We start from the raw sequence: 26,282 nt of genomic DNA on the forward strand, positions 1-26,282 counted from the left end.
TCTTGGTTTGTTTGCCAGTGCCTCCAATCAGGAAAGAGAGATTTGTCGGTTTAATGTTGGCATCTCCACTGTATGGGGTGGTTAAATAGCAGCCATAAATTTTTCCTTGAGAAAATGTATTTATGGTGGCTAGTGATGCCGAACTGCACCTTGACGCTACCAGGTTGCCATTCGGTAGTTTTTTGTTTTGCTGGTTTTGAGTCTTCCACAACACAATTGCATAAAATTTTGTTGGGAGTTCTGCTTTGCTCTGCTTTAAATTTTGGGAGAGCTGTTTGCTAACTACACCCATTTACTATTTTGGCACTAAGCCCAACAATTTAAAGAGAGTGTATGGTCACTTAATGTTGGGCTTGCAGGATGATTTCCCTGGGGATCACCGCCAAGAGAGCAATTCAGACTTAAATTTGTTTTTGGGGATTTTTGAGGGCTAGATGATGCCACAATGTTTGGTACAGTGTTTCTGGTACTGATGCACGTAGCGATCGCCCTAATTTATTTTTTTTCTGAGCCGCCTGCAAACAACTATGCTGTGGGCAGATGTAAGCTGAACGCCCCATGCCCTCATTTAATTGTACATTCCCTGAAGGAAAGACACGGACAATCCGCCAAAACTCTTCTTTTAAACCTGCTTTGCGACAACTAACACAACGCCGATAATTGGGTTTCATCGGGATTCTGAAAATTTAACAGAAATGTTGTTGCTAATAATTAAATTTGGTTTGACCCTCCAAGTTGGAGAATAGTAATCATGAATACTCATACTGAAGTCAATCCTACCAGAACTTCATTTCCGGTGTTAAATCATTCTTCATCGTTAGTGTCAAACGCTTCATCTTCTAACTCATCTAATTCTTCTAGTTCTTCTATTTGATTTTCTTCATCCTCCATATCATCTAAGTCGATGTCATCTTCCTCTGGTGTATATTGGGCGCGAGCCGCAGCAAATTTGGCATCTTCTGCTGCATGATCATATTTGGCTTTATCTTTAATGTCGATTTTCCAACCAGTCAATCTGGCGGCTAACCTGACGTTCTGCCCTTCTTTACCAATTGCTAAACTCAGTTGATCTTCAGCGACTAATACATGAGTTTGCCGAGTTTCAGTATCCATGAGGCGTACTTCATCAACTCGTGCTGGACTCAAAGCATTAGCTATGTATGTGGCGGGGTCTGGAGACCAGCGAATTACGTCTATTTTTTCACCCCGTAGTTCGTTGACTACTACTTGAATGCGTGAGCCTCTAGCACCTATACAAGCACCTACTGGGTCTACGTCTCGATCTAGAGTATCTACAGCTATTTTAGTTCTTGGCCCTACATATCGGGAGGGAGGATTAGCTTCCCTGGCTACAGCTACAATCCGTACTACTTCATCTTCAATCTCTGGAACTTCATTGGCAAACAAATAAACTACTAACCCTGCATCAGCACGGGATACTAGCAATTGAGGGCCACGTTGTTGTCCTTGGGAGACTTTTTTGAGGTACACCTTAAATGTAGCATTTGCACGATAGTTATCGTTAGGTAATTGCTCCCGCTTTGGTAGTTCGGCTTCTACCTCTGGTTGCCCAAAGGTACTGCTGACTGCCAATATCACTGACTGACGCTCAAATCGCAAAACTCTGGCTTGTAGTACGGTGCTTTCTAAGTCTTGGAACTCTTCTTGCACCATTTGGCGTTGTTGATCCCGCAGTTTTTGGGCTAGCACTTGCTTGGTTTGCATCGCTGCCATGCGCCCAAATTCTCCTTGATCTGGGGTAACATCCAAAACTACGGAGTCTCCTAACTGTGCTTCTGGTGCTACTTGCTGCACCTCGTCTAAGGATATTTGATGGTCGGAATTGTTCACTTCTTCCACAATAGTTTTTGTAGAAAGAACGCGAAACCCTTCACCATCAATATCTAGTTCGACTTCAAAATTATCAAAATAATCTTCATCAAACTGCCGACGTTCTAGATTTTGCGCGCGGCGGTAACGTTCATAACCTTTAATAAGTGCTTCTCTAATGGCTGATTGTACTGCTAGGCGGGGTAAATTACGCTCACGACTAATACTTTCTATTAAATCTTTCAATCCTGGTAAACTAACCATTGACATAAGTAATCTCCTTTATATAGTGGGGGACTGAGTATTGGGTACTGGGGACTGGGAGGGGATAAAAATTAAGCATTAGACAATTGGGATTAGAGCAAAGTTTTACTCTAGCCCTAGCTTGTGGCTTTGAACCTCTACAGTCCCTAGTCCCTAGTCCCTAATACCTAGTCCCAGATCCCTAGTTATCGCTGCTCATCTAGCTGTACCCTGGTAATTAGAGAGCGGGGAATTTCCAATACGCGACCTTTTTGATTTAAGTAAACTTTTGTTTCATCGCGGCGGATTAGTTGACCGTTCCAATCTTGTTGTCCCTCATAGGATGGAGAAGTGGAGACAATTACAGGAAAACCTTTAAATGAGATAAATTCCCTGTCAGTCACTAACTGCCTGGAAATGCCAGGGCTAGAAACTTCTAAAACATAAGCATCTGGAATAATCTCCGCTACATCTAAGGCTGCTTCTAGCGCACGGCTCATTGTCTCACAATCATCTAAACCAGTATCTTGCAAAGGATTACGGATATCCACCCGCAAGACTGGTGGACGTTGGTTAGTGTGAAACACTATGCCGACGATTTCCAGTCCTAGTTGTTCTGCTACTGGCAAGGCTAAATCTGTAATTTGTGGAACTAGAGGATGAACCATGTGTGCAACCAATAAAAAAAGTGGGCTTCAACCCACTTCCTGCGATAGAGATATCTTCCAAGAAGTATTGTGGCGAACCAATACTGGTTCGCCTCTAATCTGAGTGTAGCGCATTTCTTTGATAGTCAATAGTCAATGGTCAATAGTCAATAGTCATTAGTCATTAGTCATTAGTCAACAGTCAACAGTCATTTAGTTATTGGGCATTGGGCATTGGGCATTGGGCATTGGAATAAAATCTACCTTGTCTACCTTGTCTCAATTCCCGATTCCCGATTCCCAATCCCCAGTCCCCAGTCCCTAGTACCTAGTATCCGGCAGAGTACCCTGTTTCACTACTGGCTGAATGGGTGGTTGGGTTTTGATTTTTCTGGTTTGTTCTAAGATTTGTTCGATGTCTTCTTGGGACAAACGCTGTACGTAGTTGAGTTTGACTTCTTCTAGGAAGTCCACTAATAGGCTTTGAATTTGATTGATGACTTGCTTTTGTTGTATTTCTGTCCCTAAAGCTTGGCTGAAACTTTCTATAAGTTTATTGGTGAGTTTTGCGCCTACGGGATCTTCTACTGCATTGACTATTGCTTTGTGGAGATTGGTGGTGAGTTGAGTTGCTAGTTGTTCGCTAAATTGAGTTTGGATTTTTGCCACTCCAGGGAGATTTTTGAGGTTCTGAGATAGGGGAACTTGTTGCATAACAGTTTCGATGTTATGAACTAAAATGGCGTTGAGTTCTGGCTGGATTTTGGGTAATACTTGATAGACAATTGTTTGAATTAAAAGCCCTGCGATCGCTTCTATTTCGTTGATGTCATTAATATCTATGTAGGGGCGCACATTTTCTTTCTGCAAGAGCCATCGAACCATCTCGCCTTGCTCAATAGAAAGCTTCATCTGGTTGATGACTCGTATCACTACTACTTCTGTGATTTCTTCGGCAAAGTTAGCAACTACCGTTTGGTGTAACTGTTTATTTAATGGTTGAATATCTAATATTTCTGCTTGATCTAAACGTATAATTACCGGAATAATTCTTAGCCATCGCCAAAAGGGAATTAAGAGAAATATGTCATACCATCGCCACAAAATCGCGTTGAACCATGTGAAGTTAGGATGGCGACGTTTAATATAAAATATTCTGGTCGCAAATTCTAGACCAAATATTAATACAAAAGGTAAATCCACTAACCAAAATATATCTACAAATTCCCCACTTTCACCTATTTGACGGTAGTAATTAGTAGCAATTAATGGTCGAATTTTTTGGTTAAAAAATTTGATTTCTTGTTGCCAACCATTTTGGGCTAAATATTGTTGACTCCAAAAGGTGGCAAAGGACTGTTTTGCTGAGTCTTTACCGATGCGATCGCGGATACGATTTTTGATTTTTTCTAAATTACCCGTCTTGTTAGCACCTGCAAACGGATTAGTATCAATCATTTCACTACTTAAGCGGTTCAGTTCCTCTAATTTAGCTTTAGCTTCTGGCGAAACTAACCCTGTTTGAGTAACTTGTGCTTCTAGTGCATTGACTGTATCTAAATATTTTTTGGTTTCTCGGTGTGGTTCAATACCTTTGATCACATCATAAATTTTAGTCAGTTGAGGAACTCTCTGTAAATAGAAAGCTCGCCAAGGTACATAGCTCAAATCGAACAAAACTAAGCAGAGATTCAGCGTGGCAAGAGTTGCCATTAATCTTTCAAAATATAAGCTGGACTTCTTAGAAGTTTTTTGACTGGACATTTTTAAGTTGTAAATTATACATCATAACCAAAGATTCTAACTTAACTATGATCAAGGTAGTCAATAGTCAGTAGGGACGGGTTTGGGAGGAAATTTACGTTTGAAAACACATATTTTGTTTCAACCCGCCCATACAACAGTCACAGTCAACACGAAAATATATGTCGTTTAGATGCACGATAGCTTAACTACTGTCTTCTGTTGCTCTTTGTATGGCTATTTGATTTTGTGAATGTAAATTGTGTTGATCAGAAATTATAAATGATTAAAAAATAATCTAAAGAAATATAATATTTTTCTGTTAACGTTTATAATGCTCATTTAATTTCTAAGGAGTGTGAAATATGTGGTGTGGGTTTGGAAAATCAAGCATGATTATCGGTGCTGCTTGTTTAATTACTGCTAGTGTTGTAATTTCAAATACAACCTTTGCCGCCCGCCAACGTAACTATACACCCCAAGAATTTCGTGCTGTATTACGGGGATTAGGTTACAACGTCAAAGTCACAAATGGCCCCCTTACTGATGCGGAAACCAAAACAGCAATCAGTGAATTCCAAAAAGGATATAAGTTAACTGTCGATGGTATAGCAGGGCCACAAACCCAAGATTTTGCTGCCACCATTATGCAGGTTCTACAGGGGAATTTGAACGCTGTTCTAAAGCCTAAAAATCCTCTTCCTCGTGACCAATTTTACAGTTCGCGCACAGAAGAATTAGTCAAAGAATATCAGAAAAAAAATCAGTTGCAGGAAACTGGGATTGCTGATTTGGCACTGCGCCAAAAGTTAGATCAAGAAGCGAAAAACATTATTAATCAGCCAGATAGTAAGCCAACACCTACCCCAACGGCTACACCAACATCAAAACCAACTGCAACCCCAACCACTAAACCAACGGCTACACCAACATCAAAACCAACTACAACCCCAACTCCAACTGCCAAACCAACGGCTACACCAACATCAAAACCAACTACAACCCCAACTCCAACTGCCAAACCAACGGCTACACCAACATCAAAACCAACTACAACCCCAACTCCAACTACAAAACCAACAGCTACACCAACTACTAAACCGACACCCACACCAACATCAAAACCAACTACAACCCCAACCCCAACAGCGACTCCAACGCCGACTTCAACAGATACACCAACCCCAACCCCAACAACTACACCCTAATCATCAGGAAATCTGATTTTGTTCTTCCATTGGTCTACCTTTGGGTGTAGGCAAAATCGGACGACGGTCATCATAAGGCATGGGGATATACTGCACAGTAGGTCTCCCGCCTTGTGGTTGTGGATATAAATCCATCAGTTCGTATATGGAACGGGGCAGTCCGACGGTAACGGGCAGCCCCATTTCTGTTGCTTCTTCTACGGTGATAGGATAGTCGTGGGTAACACGTCCTGTAGTTAAAGCTTCAATGATGGGTTCAATATCTTCAGGCTTAACTTTTTGTCTGGGGATATTATCTTTTAATAAAGTCCGCACAAAGCGTTGTACTTGCTGAATGGCTTTGTTTGCTAGGTCTGCCATAATTAAGGTTTGGTCGTCAATTTCACTGATGGGTTTATCTTGGACAACCTTGAGAATACTAGCTGCTGGGTAGTTACCGAGTTGGGGATCAACAGGCCCTAAGACGGCGTTAGCATCCATGACAATTTCATCAGCAGCTAGAGCTAACATTGTGCCGCCACTCATGGCATAGTGGGGGACGAAGACAGTTACTTTAGCAGGGTGACGAATTAAGGCTCTAGCAATTTGTTCGGTAGCGAGTACCAACCCGCCTGGAGTATGTAAAATTAAGTCGATACCCACATCTGGGGGTGTGAGGCGAATAGCCCGCAGAATTTGTTCTGAGTCTTCAATGGTAATGTAGCGGGATAGGGGAATACCTAATAAACTGATAGACTCTTGACGGTGTATGAGTAGGATGACTCTGCTTTTGCGTCCTTGTTGAAATTCTTGCAGGGCGCGAAAACGACGGTATTCGATTTGGCGTTTTTGCCAGATGGGTTGTAAGGAAGAGAGAAGAAGAAAAATCCAGAATAAGTCACCAATACCAAAGCCCATAGTTAGTTCAAAATTAAAGTTTAGTCATAATTTTGACAAATTTCGGGCTAACTCTTTTCTATCTACAGGTTAATCTCTCATTAAACCAACTCATCAGGATTTATCCCTAGTTGTCGTAAGCGTTCCGCCAGAATCTCGGCTTTTCTTTTGGCTTGTTCTGCTTCTTGTTTAGCTGTAATAGCTTCCTCGGTGGGTTCAGGTATTAATTCACCCGTTAAGGTAAACCAGCGTAACCATAACCTATTAATACCTCGGAATACTCCTGACCAGATACCCAAGCTTAAACCTAACTCTGGCATAGAGATACGTCCGTCAGTTAAAGTTATCGCTTCATAATGACCACCCACTAATTGAAATGCTCTGAGTTCATTGGTGTAGCGACTAAACACGATATAGTAAGGAACTCGCAGAATTTGTTGGTAAACTTCCCATTTGCTAGGGGGTTTATCTTTCACTGTCGGAAGATTACCTAAATCTTCGTCTTCTGTACCTGGGGATAATAACTCCACGACGACAAAGGGATTTGCTGGTTCTTGCCAAGTCACGTAACTTAAACGCAAATCCTCACCTTTGTAGAGTTTTGGTACTCCCACGACACCAAACCAATCGGGGCGTTTGTACCATAAAGGATGCTCAACATCGTAGTAAAGATTGAGGTCAGCTGCACAATAAACTAATTCAGAATTCCAGTTAATGGGTTGGAAGGTTAAGTATAAAAGTATCGGTTGTAAAAAGTGAAAGTCGTCTGGCAAACCTGGCTCCTCTGGGTTGTCGCTTGGTAAATCATACATTGTGGGCAGGGTTTCCCACGCCGGAAGCGGTGGGTCAGACTGGGGAATATATTTAGGGAAGGTAGTCATAAATGGAACAGGGTAAATATTTGACCTGAGTTCGGGATCATCTCACAAGCTGATTCTCACGTTAGCTACAACACTTATACCAATTCGCAATGGGCTAACGCCCCGCTTCTTTACGAGACGCTACCGCGTAGCTTGCTTCCACGGAGTGGTACGCTAACGCAATGAACTGCGTCCCGCTTTTCTACGAGACGCTACGCGAACGCTAACGCAATTCAGAAAGTCAGATAACATCTGGTGTGCAAGGGTTTCAAGTGTCATCATAGCAACCAACCAACGATCGCCTGCAAGCACCCACAGTGTTTTGTTGAGAAATATTAACTACTTTAATAACTTTTGCAAAATTTATTTGATTTATAGGTATTTTTTATCGAATACTGAGAATATACCAAAGCTAGTATCACAGTTGCCGCGATCGCAACGTGAAAGCATAAGAATCTCTCAAAACATGATTGCACCTATGGCAGCCTTATTTTGCTTATCACCACGCTACCGCCTAGATGATGAATCACCTTGGTTAGAAGGAATTGATCCCAGCCGCCATTACTGGCTAGCAGTGAATGGAAATCAGAACCTAACCGTAGCTTTACCTGGGTTAGTGGCTGCTTCTGTTGGTGACTTGAAGCAAATCATGTCTCAGTTTCGCACTCTCCAACCAGGAGAACAAATGACTTTCACAAGAGCTGCTGCCAGTTGTACAATCCATTGTGTAGGTATGAATTGCTACGCCCTATCAGCAGAAATTAACGGCTCCCCCGTTTGGCATTTATTTGATCAAGAAACTCTCGATAGTTTGTTGATGACAGCACACCCAGATTGGCAATGTGCGCCATCAGATGTAGAGTTAGGCAGAAAATTATTGATGCGTTCCCTAGCAGCAACTCTGGCTGCGTCTTAATTACGGCTATTTTTCTGGAGGACGCATAGCTACTAACTCTTGGGGTGAGGCGATAAGCTTAATTTGAGCGTTAGTGATTTGCTGTTGTGGGTTAAGAGTAAATAACCACATGACATTGACACTACACCAGAAGGTGTGAGCCTTACCTGTGACTTGTACTTGTTTATAACCGTCCTTTAAAGCTTCGGCAATTCCTTGCATGGGTTCGGCTTTGACATCTTGAGCTTCTTTTTGCAGATATCTTGCGATCGCATCCCGCCCCACAATAGCAGATTCAAATGGTGGATTCATTACACCTTGAGGGGTAAATAAAGCTGCTGTTTCGCTAAAGTTACCTGCATTTAAATTTTTAAAATACTCAATAATCGTAGTTTCTTTAATTCCAGGAATTTGACTAGCTGAATATTCAGCGACTTTCATAAAACCACCCTCATGAATTAATTCAAAATTCAACATACCCTGCCAAGAAGCAAGCTACGCGTAGCGTAGCAAAGGCTTGCACCTACAAAATTCAAAATAAAATTAGCTAAAAACTATTAGACTCAACATTCAAATATAAAAAAAGCTGCTGTTGGCGTGAATTTGGCAGCGAATAAATCTAACTCAAGAAAGATTTGTTCCCAAGCTATAGCCTGGGAACAAAAACTGCTTTGACATTGAGGTTGGGAAGATATGGACTAAAAGATGTTTGATGTTCAGAGACTTGAATTTACTGGATTTCTACTCAGCACTCTACTACGCTAAGGGGTCAACACCCATATCAGCCACTACTTTACGCAACACTGTAATTTGCTGACCAAAGTCTAATTGTTTGAGTGATTCTAATACTTGAGAAGCATCACGGGAGATTTTATACTCTGCTGTAACAGGTACAACAATACCTTTCACCATCAATTCCGAAAGTTCGTACCAAAAAGCTAGCTTGGTGTTGGTACTGAGAATACCGTAAGAACGGGTAAATTGAGTATTTTTCTGAGCAACTAAGTCGCGCATGAATTGCAATTGCTGTGCATAAGTCATTTGCTTGACTTGATTTAACAAACCTTCAGCTAACTGTAGGCGCGCTGCACCTGTAGCAGCTGGTGTGATAGAACGTCCCATTTCAGTGTAGGCATACCACAAAACGGCTAACTGGTCATCTACGCTAAGGCTTTGAAATACAGCAGTAGTAGAACCCACAGCATCAGCCTGGATGTTTGTAAAACGAGTTGAAGCGGAATCAGAAGTGAATGTCATAATTGCACCACAGTTGATGGGTTGAAGTAAATTGCGATTTCGTGGGAGGCTCGCATCACTCTGGTGGCTTTACCTCTTGATTCACATATTGCATCATTTTTTTACAAAACGCAAATAAAATTTACAAATGCAGTGAGTAAAAAATATTGAACCCAAGTCTTGAATAGCTTAGGTATAATCGATAAGCCACGATTTTGGCAAATTTTGGTTAGAGAAATGGACTACTATTCCGTAGTTACCAGCAGTGTGGTAAAAGAGAAAGCCATAGAGCTAGGTTTTCACAAAGTTGGCATTGCTACTGTAGATAAGCGTGACAATACAGAGACCGAGAGGTTGCAAGCTTGGATAAGTATGGGTTATCACGCGGATATGGCTTGGATGAATAACCCAAAACGCCAGGATGTAAAGTTAGTTATGCCACAAGCGCGATCGCTTGTTTGTGTCGCACTCAACTACTACACCCCGCAGCAACGTCCCCAAGGTGAGGAGTACGCCAAAATCTCTCGTTATGGCTGGGGGAGGGACTATCACAAAGTGATGCACAAAAAACTCAAGGCCTTAAGTACCTGGTTGCAATCACTAGATCCCGGTATTCAAGCCCGCTACTATGCAGATACTGGCCCCATTCAAGATAAAGTTTGGGCGCAACAGGCGGGAATTGGCTGGATTGCTAAAAATGGCAATGTGATTACTAGAGAGTATGGTTCTTGGGTGTTCCTAGGTGAAGTGCTGACAAATTTGCAACTAGAAAGCGATCGCCCCCATACCGAACATTGTGGGAGTTGTACCCGTTGTTTAGAAGCCTGTCCCACTGGAGCAATCACCCAACCCTTTGTAGTGGATGCTAATCGCTGCATAGCGTACCATACCATAGAGAACAGAGCAGAAAAATTACCAGAGGCGATCGCAACTCAGATGCAAGGTTGGGTAGCGGGTTGCGATATTTGCCAAGATGTCTGTCCTTGGAATCAACGATTTGCAAAAATTACGGACGTAGCTGATTTTCAGCCGTATCCTGAAAATATTGCTCCTCAGCTGATAGAATTAGCGCAAATCTCGAATGAGGAGTGGGAAAAAAGATTTCCGGCATCAGCGTTGCGGCGGATTAAGCCAGAAATGTTAAGACGGAATGCTCGTGCTAATCTTGACGCATCCAGACAACATAATGACACAGAAAGCAATTATCTTTGATTTTGATGGCACGATTGCCGACACTGTAGATGCACTCGTCAGTATTGCCAACCGTTTAGCAGTAGAATTTGGCTATGTCCAAATTACACCAGAACAATTAACCCTCCTCAGAAATTTATCATCAAGAGAAATTATTAAATATTCAGGAATTTCCCTATTTAAAATTCCTTTTCTTGTCAAGAAAGTCAAATTTGAATTAAAAAACAAAATCCAGGAATTGCGTCCAATTCCTGGTATGAAGCAATCTTTAGGAGAACTCAAAGCACATGGTCATCAATTGGGAATTATTACATCTAATTCCCAAGACAACGTCACCGCATTCCTCAAAATACATGAATTAGATAGTGTATTTGACTTTATCTATTCGGGTGTAACAATTTTTGGTAAAACCACCATTATTAATAATGTTCTCAAACAAAAACAACTCCAACCTCAAGCAGTAATTTATGTAGGTGATGAAACCAGAGATATCGAAGCATCAAAAAAAGCGAATATTAAAGTTATTGCAGTCACCTGGGGATTTAATTCTCCCGAAGTTCTCGCCAAACAAAACCCAGACTATATCATTCACCACCCTAGTGAATTGCTATCAGTTGTCCAAAGTTGTTAGTTATTTTAAGGGATTGGGGATTGGGGACTGGGGACTGGGGATTGGGGACTGGGGACTTGGAAAGGGTTGAGTCACTAGCCATTACTAATGACTAATGACTATTGACTATTGACTATTGACTAATAACTATTTTTTTGCTTGACCCATATCTATAGCCTTTTGTACTAAATCATCACTAACTTGAGTGACCGCTTCATTTTTGGAAGCACCGACTTCCTTAGCTAATTCTAAATAGTCTTCAGGATTTCCTGTAGGTGGAGCTTCAGTTTTTGTGGCTTCAGGTTGAGGTGTTTTATCTTCTGGTGTATTAACTGCTTCCACATCCACACCTGCACTCAATTGCTGTGCGGCTGCATAATCAGCATCAAAATCAACCTGCGGGGCTTTCGCTTCACCACTATCTATACTTTCAGCTAATAATTGTGCATCATGGGTAGTAGCTTCACTAGGATTTGGTTTCACTTCATCAGTCATAACTAACACCGATTGAGTAACTTTTAAATGGTTGCGGTGATTGTAACAACTGATTTAGTGGACTTTTAGCACCCTAGAGAAATATTTTGACCTCTATTAAAGGATAGATAAAAATTAATTTGGTTGGGCTTGGAGTAAGCGATTTAAAATCACTCGACCGTTACGACCAATTACTTGCACACGGATAAAGTAAGGATCATTTGGTCGCCAAGCAATTTGATACCTTGTGCCATTATTATTCCAGGTATAAACTTGGCGTTGTCGATTACCAGAAACTCTCGCTCCACCAAGGCTAATACTAGCCCCATTATGACGATTCTGCCCATAGTAGTAATAAACATTACCTTGCAAAGATAAAGTTACACTCCAGTCGTTATCAACAAACTCTCCTACTGGATAATCAAATGAAGCCGCCACAGCTTGATGATTTACTGCTACATCAATGATGGCTGGTGCAGAAATGCCTAAAATAGTTGCTAGGGCGATCGCTCTGATATTCATAAACTAACCTTGCCTTCAGAGGTATTCTTGTATCAATTACTATATGAATTGTCAACCATAAACCCAGAAAAGACTTACATGAAAATACTTAATCATTGCTATATTTTATGTATATAAAAAGCGGTTATACTAATGAATTCTCAACAAAGTTTTGTGGCTGAAGATTATGAAGCTACCCTATTGACCAAGCTAATTTGTCAGCCTTTAGTGGTTACTCCCCAGACACCAGTCGTTGAAGCCTTAAGTTTGATGGATAAGCTCACCACAGGCTGTTCGTCATCAACTTTAGATACACCTAGTTGTGTATTGGTCATGGAAGACAACCAAATTCTGGGTATCTGGACAGAACAAGATATCATCCGTAGACATATACAAGGGTGTAACTTCACTCAGATGAAGATGGTAGAAGTGATGACTCAACCTGTAATCACCCTGAAGCATTCTGAGTTAAGTAATTTTACTGTACCGCTAAAACTATTTAGTCAGCATAACCTGCGTTATTTACCGATAGTGGATGATTGCAATCAACTAGTTGGTTTACTGACAAGTGATCACCTACTGCATGGTTTGTATCTTCGCGATCGCACTAATTTCGATACCAACAGTCAAATTGCAGCATATCAGGGACTCTACACAACTGCACCCTGTGAAACTACCTGTCGTTACTCAATGCTGGCTGAAAATTCCCCTGATGGTATATTTTTGATAGATTCTCAAGGAAATTTTCAGTATGTGAATCCCAAATGGGAAGAAATGACGGGGTTGCGGTTGCAAGATGTATTAGGAACAAACTGGTTACAGGCTTTGCATCCTGAAGATCGCGATCGCGTCCTGCGGGAATGGTGTAGTAGCGTTGCCCACCAACAACCCTTTGCCACAGAATGTCGATTACGAAAACCAACAGGTAAAATCACCTGGGTCTTAGCAAAAGCGACCAGGGCAGCCGATAGCATAGATAATTTCACTGGCTACGTTGGTAAATTAACAGATATCAGTGAATATAGACGGATAGAAAAACAATTAGAAATGCACAATAGTCTGCTAGCCCGCATTGCTAGAGGCGAACCGTTAGCAGATGTCTTAAATATCCTGATAGCCAGTCTCACAGAACAATTCGATGGGGCTTTATTTCGGATTTTGTTAATAGATGAAGAAAATCGCTTGCGTCATCAAGCATCGCTGAATTTGCCAGATGATTATATTAAATTGACTGAAGGCGTAGTCATTGGCGATGGTATTGGTTCTTGTGGAACTGCGGCCTATCGCCGACAGGTAATAATTGTCTCAGACATTGCCAATGATCCTCTGTGGCAAGATTTTCGGGATATAGCTTTGAATCATGGATTACGCGCTTGTTGGTCTGCACCGATTATCGCCAGTAATGGTCAGGCCTTGGGGACATTTGCTGTGTACTATCACCAAGTCAAAACACCCCAACCAACCGATATAGAAACCATCACTCTAGCCGCTTACCTTGCTGGTATTGCCATTGAACGCCAGCGTGCAGTCATCGCCCTTGAAAAAAGTGAAAGTTTTTTGCGGGCTGTCTATGAATATGTAGAACAAGCCATTTTTACAGTAGAGATTGACCCCCAAGGTGAGTACCGTTACGGAGGGTGGAATCCGGTGGCTGAACGTTTTTGTGGTGTTCCTGGAGTAGAAGCACAGGGTAAAACACCCAAAGAACTGTTTGGAGAATCCATCGGACAATCACTCTGTCAAAAGTATGATGCTTGTATCGCCACTGGAGAACCTTTTTCCTTTGAGGGGTACTTTACTAACGATCGCACAAATTGTAACTATTGGTTAATAGTCACTCTCAAACCACTAACAGAGGAAAGCGGAAGAATTTATCGGTTGATTGGTACTGCTGCTGATATCACCGCCCGTAAACGAGCAGAAGAATCCTTACGCACCCTAGTAGAAGGTACAGCCACAGTCACAGGTTCAGAGTTTTTTCCCGCCTTAGTGCGGTATACTGCCGCAGCTTTGAATGTACCTTATGTATTCGTATTAGAACTCATTGGCGATCGCCTCCACTCGTTGGGGTGTTGTGCCTATGGGGAATTGCAACCCCCCACGATTTATACCATCACTTCTACTCCCTGTGAAAAGTCACTAATTGAGGGGATATATTACTGCCCAAACCACGTTACCCAAGAATTCCCTGATAATTTACTTCTAGCAGCAATGCAAGTAGAAAGTTATTTAGGCATTGCCCTACAGGATAATGATGGTGTTGTGATTGGCAATCTCTGTATTCTCGATACACGCCCCCTCGAAGAACCAGAACGCATCAAAACCACATTACAAGTATTTGCAGCCCGCGCTGCCGCCGAATTAGCCCGCCAACGCGCCACAACCGCCTTAGAAAAACTCAATGAACAGCTAGAAGTTAAAATTGCTCAACGCACAGCTGCACTGCAAAATAGTGAAGCCCGCTTCCGCGCCACCTTTGAGCAAGCAAATGTGGGGATGGTAGAAGCTGATATTCAGGGTAATTTAATCAGAATTAATCAAAAATTCTGTGAAATTACAGGTTATACAGAATCAGAATTGTTAGGGGTCAGCTACAAGCAATTTACCTATCCTGACGACCTGAATGTTGATAAACAGTATATGCAGAGTCTGTTAGCGGGGGAAATTACTACCTATGCTGTGGAAAAACGCTATATTCACAAACAAGGACATAGTATTTGGGTATATTTGACAGTCTCCCTAGTGCGATCGCTAGCTGAAGAACCACAATATTTAATTGGTGCAATCCAGGATATTAGTGACCGCAAACAAGCCGAAGAAATCTTCCAAAAACAAGCACAACGCGAACGACTACTCAGAAGTATTACGCAACATATTCGCCAATCCCTAGATTTGCAAGTCATTCTCAAAGCCGCAGTTAATGAAGTCAGACAAACCTTTCAAGCTGACCGCGCCTTAATTTTTCGCCTCATGAACGATGGGTCAGGGGTAGTTCTAGAAGAATCGGTTGTGCCAGAATATCCCATCATTGAAAGTATGTGTTGGGAAAATGAATGTTTTTCCCCAGAGTGTTATGAATTTTACCGTGATGGTAACGTCCGTATCGTCAAAGATCCTCAGCATGATCATTGGGGTGATTGTCTTGCAGAATTCATGGAACAAACACAAGTCAAATCCAAAATTGTTGCTCCTATTGTCCAGCAAGCGGAAAATAACCCTCCCAGAGTTTGGGGATTGATCAGTGTTCACTCCTGTTCAACCAAGCGTCGATGGCAATCTGATGAGGCTAACTTACTCCAACAAATTGCTAGTCAGTTATCCGTAGCGATTCAGCAAGCCGACCTCTATCAGCAAGTGCAAATTGAATTGAGCGATCGCAAACGTGCAGAAGTAGCCTTGTCTATGCTCAATGAACAACTCCTTGGTGTCAACACAGAATTAGCCCGCGCCACTCGCCACAAAGACGAATTTCTCGCCAGCATGAGTCATGAACTTCGCACGCCCCTGAACGCCATCTTGGGAATGTCTGAAGGGTTGCTAGAAGGAGTGTTTGGAGAAATTACAGAAAGACAAGAACGTGCTTTATTAACTATTGAACGTAGTGGTAAACACTTACTAGAATTAATTAATGATATTCTGGATTTAGCCAAAATTGAAGCTGGCAAACTAGAATTGCAAATTACGTCTGTGTCCGTTTGTTATTTATGTGATTCTAGTCTAGCCTTTGTCAAACAACTAGCACATCAAAAGCAAATTCAACTCAAACTCAATATTCAAAATACCATCAGGAACATTGCTGTCGATGAACGCCGCATCCGGCAAGTTTTAATTAATCTACTCAATAATGCGGTGAAATTTACTCCCGCAGGCGGTTCTGTGATTTTAGCTGTGAGGCGAGAAAGAATTGAAGAAAGCAGAATCCAGAATGCCGTGACTGGGAATAGTGCTGTTGGCATCGGGAGAAAACAAAATTCAGACTGGGTCAGCTTTTCCGTCATTGATACAGGTATCGGAATTGCTTCAGAAGACATGGATAAACTCTTCCAATCCTTTGTGCAGATTGATAGTCGCCTGAATCGTCAGTATACAGGTACTGGGTTAGGGTTAGCTTTAGTGCGCCAAATTGCAGAACTACATGGTGGATACGTAACTGTTAGTAGCGAAGTAGGTAAAGGTAGTTGTTTTACTGTGCGTTTACCTTACTTAGACCAAAAATTAACTTTGCCCATAGCTAAAGCGGATGTACAATTAGGCATAGAGAGCTTATCAAACCCTGAATCATTAGCCTCAAAATCACCACTAATTCTTTTAGCAGAAGACAATCAATCCAACACTGAAACAATTTCTAGCTATCTTGAAAGTAGAGGTTACAGGCTGCTCTTCGCAACCAACGGACAAGCTGCCATTGATTTAGCTGTATCTCAAAATCCCAGTTTGATCTTGATGGATATTCAAATGCCAGAAATCAATGGTTTAGAAGCCATCCGCCGCATTCGTCAATATCAAAAATTAGTCGATGTTCCCATAATTGCATTAACAGCTTTAGCTATGCCAGGCGATCGCGAAAAATGCCTCGAAGCAGGGGCAAATGATTACGTCAACAAACCAGTGAAACTGCGGGAACTTACAAATATAATCCAAAATTTGTTATCAAAGTAATCTACGTATTATTAAATGGACAATCAGCCTTCTATTTTAGTTATTGATGATGAACCAGATAACTTTGACGTAATTGAAGCCCTACTTTTTAACGAGGGTTACGAATTAAACTATGCTGCTAGTGGTCAACGAGTTATAGAACGCCTCAAAATTGTACAACCCGATGTGATTTTATTAGACGTGATGATGCCCGATGTAGACGGGATCGAAGTCTGTAAACACATCAAATCCCATAGCCAATGGCAGTATATTCCCATCATTATGGTGACAGCCTTGACCGCAAAGGAAGATATGGTCAGATGTATGGCCGCAGGTGCAGATGACTTTATCAGTAAACCAGTCAATGGCCTGGAGTTACGTGCCAGGGTCAACTCTATGCTACGCATCAAGCGTCAGCATGACGACTTACAAGCATTGCTAAATCTTCGAGAAGACATGGTGAAGATGATCCTGCATGATATGCGTAATCCCCTGACCTCGATTTTACTAGCTACCGAAATTCTCAAATTACCTCATTTTCCCCCAGAGAGACAGAAAACCAAAGTTGAGCAGATTGTCAATTCCGTACAACAACTGCAAGCCTTGATTGATGACTTAATGATCATGGCGAAACTAGAGTCTGGGAAAATGGTACTAAATTATACTAATGTTGATTTAGTGAGTTTATGTTTATCAGCATTAAATAGTTTTGAAGCGATCGCAACTCAAAAAAATCTCAGGTTGATTAGCGACTTTCCCCAACCCCATATTCATCTAAATTTAGATGTGTTGATATTTCGTAGAGTTATAGATAATCTATTATCCAACGCCATCAAATTTTCTCCGAAAAACTCTCAAGTCATCTTGCAAACGAGTGATTGTAGACCAGAAAGCATCATGATTCAGGTTGCTGATTCTGGTGTAGGAATTAGCGACGAAGCTAAACAAATTATCTTTGAAAAATACGAAGTGGGAACACTCATGCCAGAAGTGTCTCAATTAGGTTTAGGATTAGCATTTTGCAAAATGGCCATTGAAGCCCACGGCGGTACAATCACCGTCAAAAACAATCAACCCAGGGGGTCAGTATTTACGGTTGTTTTACCAGGGTGAGTGAGTGATGAGTAATGAGTAATGAGTAATGAGTATTGAGTATTGAGTATTGAGTATTGAGTATTGAGTAATGAGTAATGAGTAATGAGTATTGAGTATTGAGTATTGAGTATTGAGTATTGAGTATTGAGTATTGACTATTGACTAATGACTAATGACTAATGACTAATGACTAATGACTAATGACTAATGACTAATGACTAATGACTAATGACTAATGACTAATGACTTTTTTCCCGATTAATCCAAATCCCTCTTAATCCAGCCGCTTTTGCTCCTTGATAATCTTCTACAATACTGTCGCCAATATGCCACGCTAATGCAGGGGAACAATCATGTTTTTCTAGTGCGGCTACAAAAATTTTAAAGTTGGGTTTGGCTGCGCCTACTTGAGTGGAAATCGTCACAGACTGGAAAAAATGACTCAAGTCTAAAGCCTGTAAGACTGAATAAATCCGAGAATCGAAGTTAGACAACACGCCTAATTCAATTCCTAAATGTTTCCAGTTACTCAAGGATTGCACAACGTCAGGGTAGACAAACCAGGGTTCGGCTGTCCCAAAGTGAATGTAGAGTTCGCTAAAAAAACTAGAAAAGTCAGCAAATTGATTGATAATACCAGCACTTTCAAAAGTTTTTACAGCGATCGCCCGCCACCATTCAAATTCTTTTTGGGGAATATCTTCTAATTCCGTATCAGGAAAGATTGGTGGTGGTGAAGCTTTAAAACTCTGCACAAAGGCTTGATCTAAAACTTCTGGGGAAGCCTCCACACCAAATTCTAGTGCCAACTGACTATAAATTTTACCGACGCTGCCTTTAACACCAAACAGTGTACCCACCGCATCTAAAAAAATAACTTTGGGTCTTTCCATTAAACTTGCTAACAATAGATTTTAATTTGATTAGGAGCAATTGTGAGTCAATAGTCAATAGTCAACAGCCAATACTTCTAATCATTCGTCACAGCAGAGATTGTTTCTATAATAGGACGAACTAACCAATTAAAACCTACTTTGAGCTGATGATCAAATGTGGGCATTCTATACAAATAAGCCAGACGACGCGCAACATAGGCTAAAGAACCATCTAATTTGATTCCTAAACCTGTTAGAGTAGCGTTGTCTTTGCCTAGTGCCATCATTTCCCCTAACTGTTGATAGCGGAATGGTAGAAGGGGACGTTGTGTTAAAGAAGCCCAGATGTTCCACCCTACGTAGTCTGCTTGTTGAAAGGCAGCCTGGGCTGTAGCGGGGATCTGTTGACCATTTGCATCGAGACAATCGGCTAAGTCTCCCAAAGCAAAAATTTCTGGATGGTCAAGAACTTGTAAGGTTGTATCGGTGGTGATTTGACCACGCTGGTTTTGTTTTAAAGGTAGGTTTTTCACAACAGGCGCGACTTTTGTCCCGACAGTCCAAATCACTAAGTCTACAGGGATGGTGTCTACTTGATTTTTGTATTCCAGGGAGAGGGTATCTTGGGTAATTGATTCAACCTTGGTTTCTAAGTCAAGAAATACACCCCGCGCTTCTAAAGCTTTCTTGGCGGCTTCACGGTTAAATTCTGGGGAAGTTCTTAAAATTTGGTCGCTAATTTCAATAAGGCGGAAACGGCCTCTTTCTTTGAGTCTATCTGCTAATTTACAAGCTAACTCCACCCCACTGTAACCACCTCCGACAATAGCAACACGAATTTTCTCCGCATCGGATTCTTCTAAAATTCGCAGTTGTTCTTCTAGGCGATAGACATCATTGACTGTGCGGAAGGGGTAAGCATAGGATGTTGCACCTGGAACTAAATCTAGTGGTGTTTCTCCACCTAACGCTAATACTAAGCGGTCATAGGGAATTTCTGGGCCGTTTTGTAGATGTACTCGTTTTTGGTCAATGTCAATTCCAGAGGCTACTGCTTGATAAAAGCGCACCCCTGTACCTTCTAATAGTTCTGTAAAAGGAGGGGCGATTTCCCAAGTTTGTAGTTCTCCGGTGAGTAATTCGTACAATAAGGGGGAAAATAAAAAGCGATCGCTTTGGTCTATCAGGACAATTTCGGGTTTTTGCTGAGATTCCCAAGGTAATTGACTTAAACGCAAAGCTGTGTAGAGACCACCAAAGCCTCCACCAAGGATAACAATTCTCATATTCTGTTCAGTCATGTTTCTAGAGGATATCCATCCCAGACAAGCAACTAACTCTCAGTGTAATGATTTATTGGGGTGTTGTGACCATTCCAGAGAAATCTTGTTGCAATGGGGTGTAGGGGTATAGGGTTGTAGGATTGTCAGGAAAGATAAATTTTTTTACCACTTTTAGAGAGTAGCGATCGCCTGTTTTAATTAATCTGAGAAAAGACGATAACTAACACTAAAACTATTCTTGAATTATCTCTCCCACTTTGAAGGTTTTTCCGTCCACTGTGACTTGGTCTTCTGATCCTAATTTTCTTCCCCGCCGGGTTTCAACTGCACCATTCACCTGCACATTCCCATCATTAATCATGAGTTTAGCTTGACCACCAGTCGGGGCTATACCTAGATATTTCAGAAATTGGTCGAGTTTAATCATTTGTACAAGAGTTAAATTGTCAATAATAGACCTCTTGCAAAAGTCATGATTTTAGCGTCTTTCTTTGCGTCTCTGCGCCTACCGCAAGCGGTTCCGCGTTAGCGGTATGCGTGAGACAAAAAAAGATTTATGCAAGAAGTCTAATGATCAATTTAACCCAAAATAGACGGTTTATAGTTTCTATAAACCGCCTTGATTTTAACTAAATTGCCAATTAACTGAACTAATTACCGCCAGATACTACAGCTTTGTTATGTATTGCTGGGTCTTCTGGTTTTCTGTGCCATGTGCGATCGCTACCTTGTTCATATTCATTTCTCACACTATTCCATGCCACATCGGTAGCACCATTTTCACTCATACCATCTCTTTGGGCTGCGTTAAATGCCGCCACAAAAATTTGTTGGGCGTGTTCTGGTAATTGTTCTCTAATTTCTTCGGGTAATTCATCTCTATTTTCGTAAGGCATAAACCCACTCCGAATTATCTAACATGGGTTTATCCTAGATACTGAATCACTCAAGTTTCCTCTTTCTGAAAGTAGAGATTAATAATTCCCCTACTTGGGGCGTAATTAATACGAAAGCGATAATCTACAATTCGATATAACCTTGCCAATTAGCTATCATTCTCTCACTGATACCTGGAATTTTTTCTAAATCTTGTAAAGAAGTGAATTTCTGTTGTTGACGGGCTGTGATAATTTTCTGGGCTAATTTCTTGCCGACCCCTGGCAAAGTTGATAATTCTTCTAGACTCGCTGTATTAATATTAATGGGTTTAATAATTTTCTCTGCGCTATTAGGAGCAGAGATTTGCGGACATTGCTTTTGTTCGGCTTGAATCTTAGCTTGAATATTTTCTGGTACGCCAACTTTCGCCTTAGTGTAAAGCCGATTAAATTCACGCACATAATGAGCAGCGATATTCGGATTCTCAATAATAATTAAAGTCTCATCATTAGCTTTATTCGCCGCATCTGACCAATTATGAGAACCTGTGATTACCGTTTTTTGGTCAACCACTGCAAATTTATGATGCAATAAATCACCTTTGGGTAATATGGGAACACCGACGGTAGTGAGAGGATTTTGCCAAGGTTTATTATCCAACTCATATTTACATTTATTACTTAAAGCTACGCCCATCATGTCTAAGGCTTCGCTATACGGACGATAGGCGAATTGCTTGTCAATCAGGGCGCGAATAGCTACATTTTGCTGATGACGAATTTCTAAAATATTGGCAAGTCGCTGTTCAGAAAACACAAACAAAGCCATATCTACAGATTGAGTAGACGAATTTAAAGTTTCACCAATGAGTCCATTACTAGTATTACTCCAAGGTTTGGTAGGTGATGTAGGTGAAAAATTTACAGTAATTTTGTTATCACCTAATGTAATCGTTTTTGGAGGACGCACAGGTTTATTTACGCCAAATTTACTATCTGGTTTACCACCAACACCATCACCCCACATCAGATTAAATTCTTCTGTGAATAAATTGGCTAACTCTCGACTATCAATTTGTAAAAAGTTATTAGGATTTCCTAAACTGCTAGGATTAGTAAAGTCACCAAAAGTGTCACTTAAGGTAAAATTAGCGGAAGTAATAATCACCATTCGATTGTCTACAATGACAAACTTATGGTGCATCAAATTACTACCTGCTGAACCATCCGCTCGATCATCAATGACGGGGATGTTAGCAGCTTTTAAAATGATTAACGCATCCCTTTGGTTAATTTCCTCTGGGCTGAGTTGATTATCTTGATTTTGGTCTACAAATTTAAAATATTCTTGATATCTATCTTTTTCTCTTGGTGGTAATTTCTTCACTTCCGCATCTGTAAAACTACTCCAAGGACGACTGTAGTTATTTTCTAAGATAACTCTAACTTGAATACCTGCTTTTTGTTTATCACTTAAAGCCTTGGCAATTCCTGGTAAACGTAATTCTTGGACTGCAATATCTATAGTAGATTTAGCTTGAGAAATTATCTCAATAATTTGCTGTTCTAAATTATCTCCTAGTCGAGTTTGCTGGCGGTAAGGTTCTCGATATTCACTAGACTCAGACTGATTAAAGTAAACTTGCACAAAGGGGTCTTGTGGCAAAGCAGGAAGGCGCGTATTTTGGGATTGGACTTTTTGACAACCTGCGATCGCCAACAGTAAAAATAAGACTAAAGATTTCTGCAATTTCAGTAAAATCTGCACGGTGATCTGCTAAAAGTAAATTGGGCATGAACACATTTATCATTCCCAAAACTATCTATGCCACATTAATTAGAAGCATAGCTGTATCAGCATTAGCAAAAATTCAGCGAGTGAGTGTCTAATCACGCTGATTTGCAGATGATGCGCCCATTTACTCTTATATCCTGCCCATATAGACAGCCCGTTGTTTAAATCATCCAATGATATGCAAATATATCTAGATTACAGTGCTACTACTCCCACTCGCCAAGAAGCGATCGCCGCAATGCAAGCCGTACTCACCCAACAATGGGGAAATCCTTCTAGCTTGCATGAGTGGGGACAACGGGCAGCTATGATTTTAGAACAAGCTAGGGTACAAGTAGCTAGTTTAATAAATGCCCCTAATGCCGATACGATGGTGTTTACTTCTGGGGGTACGGAAGCTAATAATTTAGTGATTATGGGTGTGGCGAGGTTGTCCTTAGTTCCCCAACACATCATCATTTCTAGTGTGGAACATTCAGCCATTACTGAACCAGCTAACTTACTAGAAAAGTGGGGTTGGGAAGTCACCCGCTTGGGAGTAGATAGTCAAGGTAGAGTCAACCCCCAAGACTTAAAAGCTGCATTGCAACACAACACAGTTTTAGTATCGGTGATTTACGGACAAAGTGAAATCGGTACAGTCCAACCCATTGCAGAATTATGCCAAATAGCGCGACAACACGGGGCTTTATTCCACACCGATGCAGTACAAGCCGCCGGGCGTTTACCGATAGACGTACAACAATTACCTGTAGATTTACTGAGTTTATCTAGTCATAAGTTATATGGGGCGCAAGGTGCAGGGGCTTTATATATTCGTCCTGGTGTAGAATTGATACCCTTACTCGGTGGTGGGGGACAGGAGAGGGGTTTACGTTCAGGGACACAAGCATTACCCGCCATTGCCGGGTTTGGAGTCGCCGCCGAACTCGCAGCCAAAGAACTAGCCACAGAAACACCACGTTTAATTAAATTACGCGATCGCCTATTTTCTTTATTAGCCGATGTCCCTGGTTTAATTCCCACCGGTGATTTAGAACATCGTTTACCCCACCACGTTAGTTTCTGTCTAGAATCCGCCGACGGTGAAAAACTCAGTGGTAAAACCATAGTCCGCCAACTCAATCTAGCTGGTATTGGCATTAGTGCAGGTTCAGCTTGTCACAGTGGTAAACTTAGTCCCAGTCCCATACTTTTAGCGATGGGTTATCCCCAAAACGCCGCATTTGGAGGAATTCGCCTCACCCTGGGACGCGATACGACAGCAGCCGATATCGATTGGACAGCGATGGTATTAAAACAAGTGTTGCAGAGATTGAATTCAAATTTATCTTTAGTTCAGCGTTAAATTAAATCCTCATAATAATGAAGAACCAGGTAAGTTTAAGCAGTTTCCAACCTGGCCAAATAATTTTGGGAAAAATTATTAAGCTAGAACCCACAGGGATTATAGTTGATTTTGATGCTGATCAACCGGCTTACATCACACTACAAGAATTATCATTTTCTAAGATTCAAAGTCCAGAAGAGGCTGTGCAACTGAATGAAATTCGAGAGTTTTTGATTGTCAGAAATTATGATGGTAAGAATGACATATTTTTTTCACACTGTACTCCAGCGTTATTAAATAAGTTATTAGGCGATCGCCTGATGTTGAATCCAAATCATTGCACTCATGTGAGCAATGCGATCACTTGTGAATACAGATGGGCAATGCGGAAAAAGTAAAATAAAATAATCCTCTACTGAAACTGCATCATGCCTATCCCAGAACTGGAAAAGCAACTCCTTCAGCTTTCCCCCAACGAAAAACTGTATATTATCCAACTCCTTGCTCAAAGTCTGACCACATCAAATAGCAACACCCACCCAGAACAACCAAGTAAACTTTCAGAGTTTTTCCGTCAATCTCCCCTGGTTGAACTTACCGAAGAATTAGATCTAAGTCGAGACCGCAGCCTTCCCCGTGATGGTTTCACCCCATGACCTACCTTCTCGATACCTGCCTGATTTCCGAACTCGTAGCCAAACAACCAAATCAAAAAGTTTTAGATTGGCTAGATGCCCAAGCACCAGAAACACTTTACCTCAGCGTTATCACAATTGGCGAAATCGCTAAAGGTATCAGTAAAATTCCTGTGTCTCAACGAAAAGAATCGCTAACAACTTGGCTAACTGAAACTCTACCTAATCGCTTTCAAGACAGAATATTAGGCATAGATGCCCCAACAATGGTTTTGTGGGGAAACTTCGTTGGACAACTAGAACGGAATGGGCGGATTCTACCCGTTATGGATTCTCTCATTGCAGCGATGGCACTTCATCACGCTCTGTCACTTGTTACCCGCAATGAAAAAGATTTTGCTGGAACAGGGGTTGTTATTGTTAATCCTTGGTCTGCTTAGTTATAGAACTAGACACCGAGACATAATTCTCTCTGTAACTGGTGCTGAAAATCAGAGCCAATCCTGAAACAATAGGAGTAAATACGAAATAGCCATATACAGATTATGTCGGAATTACCGAATTCTTTAGAAGATGCGATCGCCCAAGCGCGAGAAGCCACCAAAGCCGCTTTAGCAGACGGTTGTAGCCGGATTCAAGTGGAGTTACTGTTTCCAGAACTCAAGTTTATGCCTGTGGCGGAACAGTTTCTACCCGTCTTTGCCGAATATGAATCTCGCTTGAAAGTCTTTTTTGCTGATGCTGGTGCGGCGGGTTTAGCCCGACGTGATTGGGCAGATAAACCATTTAAAATTCTGGATATTGGTACAGGTAGAGCCGCTTCTATCCAGTCCAAAATTGAGTCAGAGGACGAAATTTTCTTATTTATCGCCCCTACATCCGTAGAAGTTCCACAACTGGAAAAGATTTGTGAAATAATAGGCGATCGCCCCTATATCATGTTAAACCCTCGCCTAGAAGATTCCGGTACAGTGGGTATTGGTTACGCCGCCAGACAAACCCGCAAACGTTTCATCAGCACCATCGAACCTTGCTATTACCTACGTCCCGTCGATGATGAAACTGCCGTCTTCCGTTGCTATCCTGGATTGTGGGAAATTTGGGTAGAAAATAGCGGCAAATGGTCAAAAATCGCCGAATTGCCCAATAAACCATCAGGCGATGAAATAGATTTAATCCTCGCCAAAGGACAAGCGCAAACATCCCCAGATAGCGTGGCTACACCAGGGAAAAAGCCCAATATGTTCAAGAGTTTGCAACGGTTTATTAAAGCCTTGAATAGTTAGGGGACTGGGGATTGGGGACTGGGGACTAGGAAGATGGGGAAGTGTGGGGAGTGTGGGGAGTGTGGGGGGAAAGATTTCTTCCCTATCCTCCCACACCTCCCACACCTCCCACCCCTCCCACACTTCCTGCTTGCCCAATGCCCCATGCCCAAT

Annotated in this window: 26 protein-coding genes; 11 read left to right on the top strand and 15 right to left on the bottom strand. The window is 41.5% G+C overall.

Translation table 11 applies throughout. From position 1 onward, the window contains the following. Positions 1–401 precede the first annotated feature (401 nt). The 4 genes from CLI64_RS02410 to CLI64_RS02425 form a co-directional block, all read right to left on the bottom strand. Complete coding sequence (locus CLI64_RS02410) at positions 402–671, bottom strand: YlxR family protein (RefSeq protein ID WP_103135735.1); 270 nt, start codon at positions 669–671, stop codon at positions 402–404. Positions 672–804: 133 nt separating this feature from the next. Further along, the gene (gene nusA, locus CLI64_RS02415; RefSeq protein WP_103135736.1) at positions 805–2,100 is read right to left on the bottom strand and encodes a transcription termination factor NusA; all 1,296 of its coding nucleotides are present in this window, start codon (positions 2,098–2,100) and stop codon (positions 805–807) included. A 179-nt stretch (positions 2,101–2,279) separates the two neighbouring features. Beyond that, on the bottom strand, positions 2,280–2,741 hold the full coding sequence (rimP, locus tag CLI64_RS02420) for a ribosome maturation factor RimP (protein ID WP_103135737.1): 462 nt from the start codon (positions 2,739–2,741) through the stop codon (positions 2,280–2,282). A gap of 300 nt (positions 2,742–3,041) precedes the next feature. Beyond that, on the bottom strand, positions 3,042–4,484 hold the full coding sequence (locus CLI64_RS02425; protein ID WP_192881667.1) for a hypothetical protein: 1,443 nt from the start codon (positions 4,482–4,484) through the stop codon (positions 3,042–3,044). Positions 4,485–4,828: 344 nt separating this feature from the next. Here CLI64_RS02425 and CLI64_RS02430 point away from each other — a divergent pair, with 344 nt between their 5' ends. Beyond that, a complete protein-coding gene (locus CLI64_RS02430; RefSeq protein WP_103135738.1) occupies positions 4,829–5,671 on the top strand; it encodes a peptidoglycan-binding protein in 843 nt (280 codons plus the stop codon). A gap of 3 nt (positions 5,672–5,674) precedes the next feature. Here the strand turns inward: CLI64_RS02430 and CLI64_RS02435 are convergent, their stop codons facing one another. Together CLI64_RS02435 and CLI64_RS02440 are read right to left on the bottom strand one after the other, a co-directional pair. Then, entirely contained in the window at positions 5,675–6,568 is an 894-nt protein-coding gene (locus CLI64_RS02435) for a hypothetical protein (RefSeq protein ID WP_103135739.1), read from the bottom strand. An 80-nt stretch (positions 6,569–6,648) separates the two neighbouring features. Next, on the bottom strand, positions 6,649–7,428 hold the full coding sequence (locus CLI64_RS02440; RefSeq protein ID WP_103135740.1) for a Uma2 family endonuclease: 780 nt from the start codon (positions 7,426–7,428) through the stop codon (positions 6,649–6,651). Positions 7,429–7,885: 457 nt separating this feature from the next. Between CLI64_RS02440 and CLI64_RS02445 the strand changes: the two genes are divergently transcribed. Next, positions 7,886–8,323 (top strand): hypothetical protein, encoded by a 438-nt coding sequence (locus CLI64_RS02445; protein ID WP_103140557.1) that lies wholly within the window; start codon positions 7,886–7,888, stop codon positions 8,321–8,323. 6 nt (positions 8,324–8,329) lie between these two features. Here CLI64_RS02445 and CLI64_RS02450 read toward each other — a convergent pair whose 3' ends face one another. Both CLI64_RS02450 and CLI64_RS02455 read right to left on the bottom strand, forming a co-directional pair. Further along, positions 8,330–8,743, bottom strand: a complete 414-nt coding sequence (locus tag CLI64_RS02450; protein WP_103140558.1) for a nuclear transport factor 2 family protein — start codon at positions 8,741–8,743, stop codon at positions 8,330–8,332. A gap of 315 nt (positions 8,744–9,058) precedes the next feature. Further along, a complete protein-coding gene (locus CLI64_RS02455) occupies positions 9,059–9,559 on the bottom strand; it encodes an orange carotenoid protein N-terminal domain-containing protein (RefSeq protein ID WP_103135741.1) in 501 nt (166 codons plus the stop codon). 216 nt (positions 9,560–9,775) lie between these two features. Between CLI64_RS02455 and queG the strand changes: the two genes are divergently transcribed. Together queG and CLI64_RS02465 are read left to right on the top strand one after the other, a co-directional pair. Beyond that, the gene (gene queG / locus CLI64_RS02460) at positions 9,776–10,750 is read left to right on the top strand and encodes a tRNA epoxyqueuosine(34) reductase QueG (RefSeq protein ID WP_103135742.1); all 975 of its coding nucleotides are present in this window, start codon (positions 9,776–9,778) and stop codon (positions 10,748–10,750) included. Then, positions 10,725–11,360, top strand: a complete 636-nt coding sequence (locus CLI64_RS02465; protein WP_103135743.1) for an HAD-IA family hydrolase — start codon at positions 10,725–10,727, stop codon at positions 11,358–11,360. Before queG ends, CLI64_RS02465 begins: the two co-directional genes overlap by 26 nt. Positions 11,361–11,486: 126 nt before the next feature. Here the strand turns inward: CLI64_RS02465 and CLI64_RS02470 are convergent, their stop codons facing one another. Both CLI64_RS02470 and CLI64_RS02475 read right to left on the bottom strand, forming a co-directional pair. Beyond that, positions 11,487–11,834, bottom strand: a complete 348-nt coding sequence (locus CLI64_RS02470) for a hypothetical protein (RefSeq protein ID WP_103135744.1) — start codon at positions 11,832–11,834, stop codon at positions 11,487–11,489. 114 nt (positions 11,835–11,948) lie between these two features. Beyond that, positions 11,949–12,335 (bottom strand): hypothetical protein, encoded by a 387-nt coding sequence (locus CLI64_RS02475; protein WP_103135745.1) that lies wholly within the window; start codon positions 12,333–12,335, stop codon positions 11,949–11,951. Positions 12,336–12,467: 132 nt separating this feature from the next. On the opposite strand from CLI64_RS02475, the gene CLI64_RS02480 reads away from it, so the two are divergent. Both CLI64_RS02480 and CLI64_RS02485 read left to right on the top strand, forming a co-directional pair. Continuing rightward, a complete protein-coding gene (locus tag CLI64_RS02480; protein WP_103135746.1) occupies positions 12,468–16,973 on the top strand; it encodes a PAS domain S-box protein in 4,506 nt (1,501 codons plus the stop codon). A 15-nt stretch (positions 16,974–16,988) separates the two neighbouring features. Further along, positions 16,989–18,065, top strand: a complete 1,077-nt coding sequence (locus tag CLI64_RS02485) for a hybrid sensor histidine kinase/response regulator (RefSeq protein ID WP_103135747.1) — start codon at positions 16,989–16,991, stop codon at positions 18,063–18,065. A gap of 221 nt (positions 18,066–18,286) precedes the next feature. Here CLI64_RS02485 and CLI64_RS02490 read toward each other — a convergent pair whose 3' ends face one another. The 5 genes from CLI64_RS02490 to CLI64_RS02510 all read right to left on the bottom strand — a co-directional run bounded on the left by CLI64_RS02490 (position 18,287) and on the right by CLI64_RS02510 (position 22,845). Continuing rightward, positions 18,287–18,940, bottom strand: coding sequence for an HAD family hydrolase (locus tag CLI64_RS02490; protein WP_103135748.1), 654 nt, complete (start codon positions 18,938–18,940; stop codon positions 18,287–18,289). Between the two features lie 77 nt (positions 18,941–19,017). After that, positions 19,018–20,223 (bottom strand): NAD(P)/FAD-dependent oxidoreductase, encoded by a 1,206-nt coding sequence (locus CLI64_RS02495; protein WP_103135749.1) that lies wholly within the window; start codon positions 20,221–20,223, stop codon positions 19,018–19,020. Positions 20,224–20,437: 214 nt separating this feature from the next. After that, positions 20,438–20,632, bottom strand: coding sequence for an RNA-binding S4 domain-containing protein (locus CLI64_RS02500; RefSeq protein ID WP_103135750.1), 195 nt, complete (start codon positions 20,630–20,632; stop codon positions 20,438–20,440). A 223-nt stretch (positions 20,633–20,855) separates the two neighbouring features. Continuing rightward, entirely contained in the window at positions 20,856–21,101 is a 246-nt protein-coding gene (locus tag CLI64_RS02505) for a ChaB family protein (protein WP_103135751.1), read from the bottom strand. Between the two features lie 124 nt (positions 21,102–21,225). Beyond that, positions 21,226–22,845 (bottom strand): DUF655 domain-containing protein, encoded by a 1,620-nt coding sequence (locus tag CLI64_RS02510; protein WP_225977593.1) that lies wholly within the window; start codon positions 22,843–22,845, stop codon positions 21,226–21,228. A 211-nt stretch (positions 22,846–23,056) separates the two neighbouring features. Between CLI64_RS02510 and CLI64_RS02515 the strand changes: the two genes are divergently transcribed. The 5 genes from CLI64_RS02515 (at position 23,057) to CLI64_RS02535 (ending at position 26,129) form a co-directional block, all read left to right on the top strand. After that, positions 23,057–24,226 (top strand): cysteine desulfurase family protein, encoded by a 1,170-nt coding sequence (locus tag CLI64_RS02515; protein WP_103135753.1) that lies wholly within the window; start codon positions 23,057–23,059, stop codon positions 24,224–24,226. A gap of 17 nt (positions 24,227–24,243) precedes the next feature. Beyond that, a complete protein-coding gene (locus CLI64_RS02520; protein ID WP_157943179.1) occupies positions 24,244–24,606 on the top strand; it encodes a S1 RNA-binding domain-containing protein in 363 nt (120 codons plus the stop codon). A 30-nt stretch (positions 24,607–24,636) separates the two neighbouring features. Continuing rightward, positions 24,637–24,864, top strand: a complete 228-nt coding sequence (locus tag CLI64_RS02525) for a hypothetical protein (RefSeq protein WP_103135754.1) — start codon at positions 24,637–24,639, stop codon at positions 24,862–24,864. Next, positions 24,861–25,283, top strand: coding sequence for a type II toxin-antitoxin system VapC family toxin (locus CLI64_RS02530; RefSeq protein ID WP_103135755.1), 423 nt, complete (start codon positions 24,861–24,863; stop codon positions 25,281–25,283). Before CLI64_RS02525 ends, CLI64_RS02530 begins: the two co-directional genes overlap by 4 nt. A gap of 105 nt (positions 25,284–25,388) precedes the next feature. Continuing rightward, positions 25,389–26,129 (top strand): DUF1995 family protein, encoded by a 741-nt coding sequence (locus CLI64_RS02535; RefSeq protein ID WP_103135756.1) that lies wholly within the window; start codon positions 25,389–25,391, stop codon positions 26,127–26,129. The last annotated feature ends 153 nt before the right edge of the window (positions 26,130–26,282 follow it).

It is taken from the genome of Nostoc sp. CENA543, assembly GCF_002896875.1.
Classification (GTDB): Bacteria; Cyanobacteriota; Cyanobacteriia; order Cyanobacteriales; family Nostocaceae; genus Trichormus.

What these genes read in the sequence shown, in the direction of transcription:
- CLI64_RS02455 (WP_103135741.1), bottom strand. Translation starts at nt 9,559, where the DNA reads ATGACATTCACTTCTGATTCCGCTTCAACTCGTTTTACAAACATCCAG.
- CLI64_RS02500 (WP_103135750.1), bottom strand. Translation starts at nt 20,632, where the DNA reads ATGATTAAACTCGACCAATTTCTGAAATATCTAGGTATAGCCCCGACT.
- CLI64_RS02410 (WP_103135735.1), bottom strand. Translation starts at nt 671, where the DNA reads ATGAAACCCAATTATCGGCGTTGTGTTAGTTGTCGCAAAGCAGGTTTA.
- CLI64_RS02430 (WP_103135738.1), top strand. Translation starts at nt 4,829, where the DNA reads ATGTGGTGTGGGTTTGGAAAATCAAGCATGATTATCGGTGCTGCTTGT.
- queG (WP_103135742.1), top strand. Translation starts at nt 9,776, where the DNA reads ATGGACTACTATTCCGTAGTTACCAGCAGTGTGGTAAAAGAGAAAGCC.
- rimP (WP_103135737.1), bottom strand. Translation starts at nt 2,741, where the DNA reads ATGGTTCATCCTCTAGTTCCACAAATTACAGATTTAGCCTTGCCAGTA.
- CLI64_RS02530 (WP_103135755.1), top strand. Translation starts at nt 24,861, where the DNA reads ATGACCTACCTTCTCGATACCTGCCTGATTTCCGAACTCGTAGCCAAA.
- CLI64_RS02495 (WP_103135749.1), bottom strand. Translation starts at nt 20,223, where the DNA reads ATGACTGAACAGAATATGAGAATTGTTATCCTTGGTGGAGGCTTTGGT.
- CLI64_RS02535 (WP_103135756.1), top strand. Translation starts at nt 25,389, where the DNA reads ATGTCGGAATTACCGAATTCTTTAGAAGATGCGATCGCCCAAGCGCGA.
- CLI64_RS02490 (WP_103135748.1), bottom strand. Translation starts at nt 18,940, where the DNA reads ATGGAAAGACCCAAAGTTATTTTTTTAGATGCGGTGGGTACACTGTTT.
- CLI64_RS02465 (WP_103135743.1), top strand. Translation starts at nt 10,725, where the DNA reads ATGACACAGAAAGCAATTATCTTTGATTTTGATGGCACGATTGCCGAC.
- CLI64_RS02450 (WP_103140558.1), bottom strand. Translation starts at nt 8,743, where the DNA reads ATGAAAGTCGCTGAATATTCAGCTAGTCAAATTCCTGGAATTAAAGAA.
- CLI64_RS02515 (WP_103135753.1), top strand. Translation starts at nt 23,057, where the DNA reads ATGCAAATATATCTAGATTACAGTGCTACTACTCCCACTCGCCAAGAA.
- CLI64_RS02485 (WP_103135747.1), top strand. Translation starts at nt 16,989, where the DNA reads ATGGACAATCAGCCTTCTATTTTAGTTATTGATGATGAACCAGATAAC.
- nusA (WP_103135736.1), bottom strand. Translation starts at nt 2,100, where the DNA reads ATGTCAATGGTTAGTTTACCAGGATTGAAAGATTTAATAGAAAGTATT.
- CLI64_RS02505 (WP_103135751.1), bottom strand. Translation starts at nt 21,101, where the DNA reads ATGCCTTACGAAAATAGAGATGAATTACCCGAAGAAATTAGAGAACAA.
- CLI64_RS02470 (WP_103135744.1), bottom strand. Translation starts at nt 11,834, where the DNA reads ATGACTGATGAAGTGAAACCAAATCCTAGTGAAGCTACTACCCATGAT.
- CLI64_RS02475 (WP_103135745.1), bottom strand. Translation starts at nt 12,335, where the DNA reads ATGAATATCAGAGCGATCGCCCTAGCAACTATTTTAGGCATTTCTGCA.
- CLI64_RS02480 (WP_103135746.1), top strand. Translation starts at nt 12,468, where the DNA reads ATGAATTCTCAACAAAGTTTTGTGGCTGAAGATTATGAAGCTACCCTA.
- CLI64_RS02440 (WP_103135740.1), bottom strand. Translation starts at nt 7,428, where the DNA reads ATGACTACCTTCCCTAAATATATTCCCCAGTCTGACCCACCGCTTCCG.
- CLI64_RS02425 (WP_192881667.1), bottom strand. Translation starts at nt 4,484, where the DNA reads ATGTCCAGTCAAAAAACTTCTAAGAAGTCCAGCTTATATTTTGAAAGA.
- CLI64_RS02520 (WP_157943179.1), top strand. Translation starts at nt 24,244, where the DNA reads ATGAAGAACCAGGTAAGTTTAAGCAGTTTCCAACCTGGCCAAATAATT.
- CLI64_RS02525 (WP_103135754.1), top strand. Translation starts at nt 24,637, where the DNA reads ATGCCTATCCCAGAACTGGAAAAGCAACTCCTTCAGCTTTCCCCCAAC.
- CLI64_RS02435 (WP_103135739.1), bottom strand. Translation starts at nt 6,568, where the DNA reads ATGGGCTTTGGTATTGGTGACTTATTCTGGATTTTTCTTCTTCTCTCT.
- CLI64_RS02445 (WP_103140557.1), top strand. Translation starts at nt 7,886, where the DNA reads ATGGCAGCCTTATTTTGCTTATCACCACGCTACCGCCTAGATGATGAA.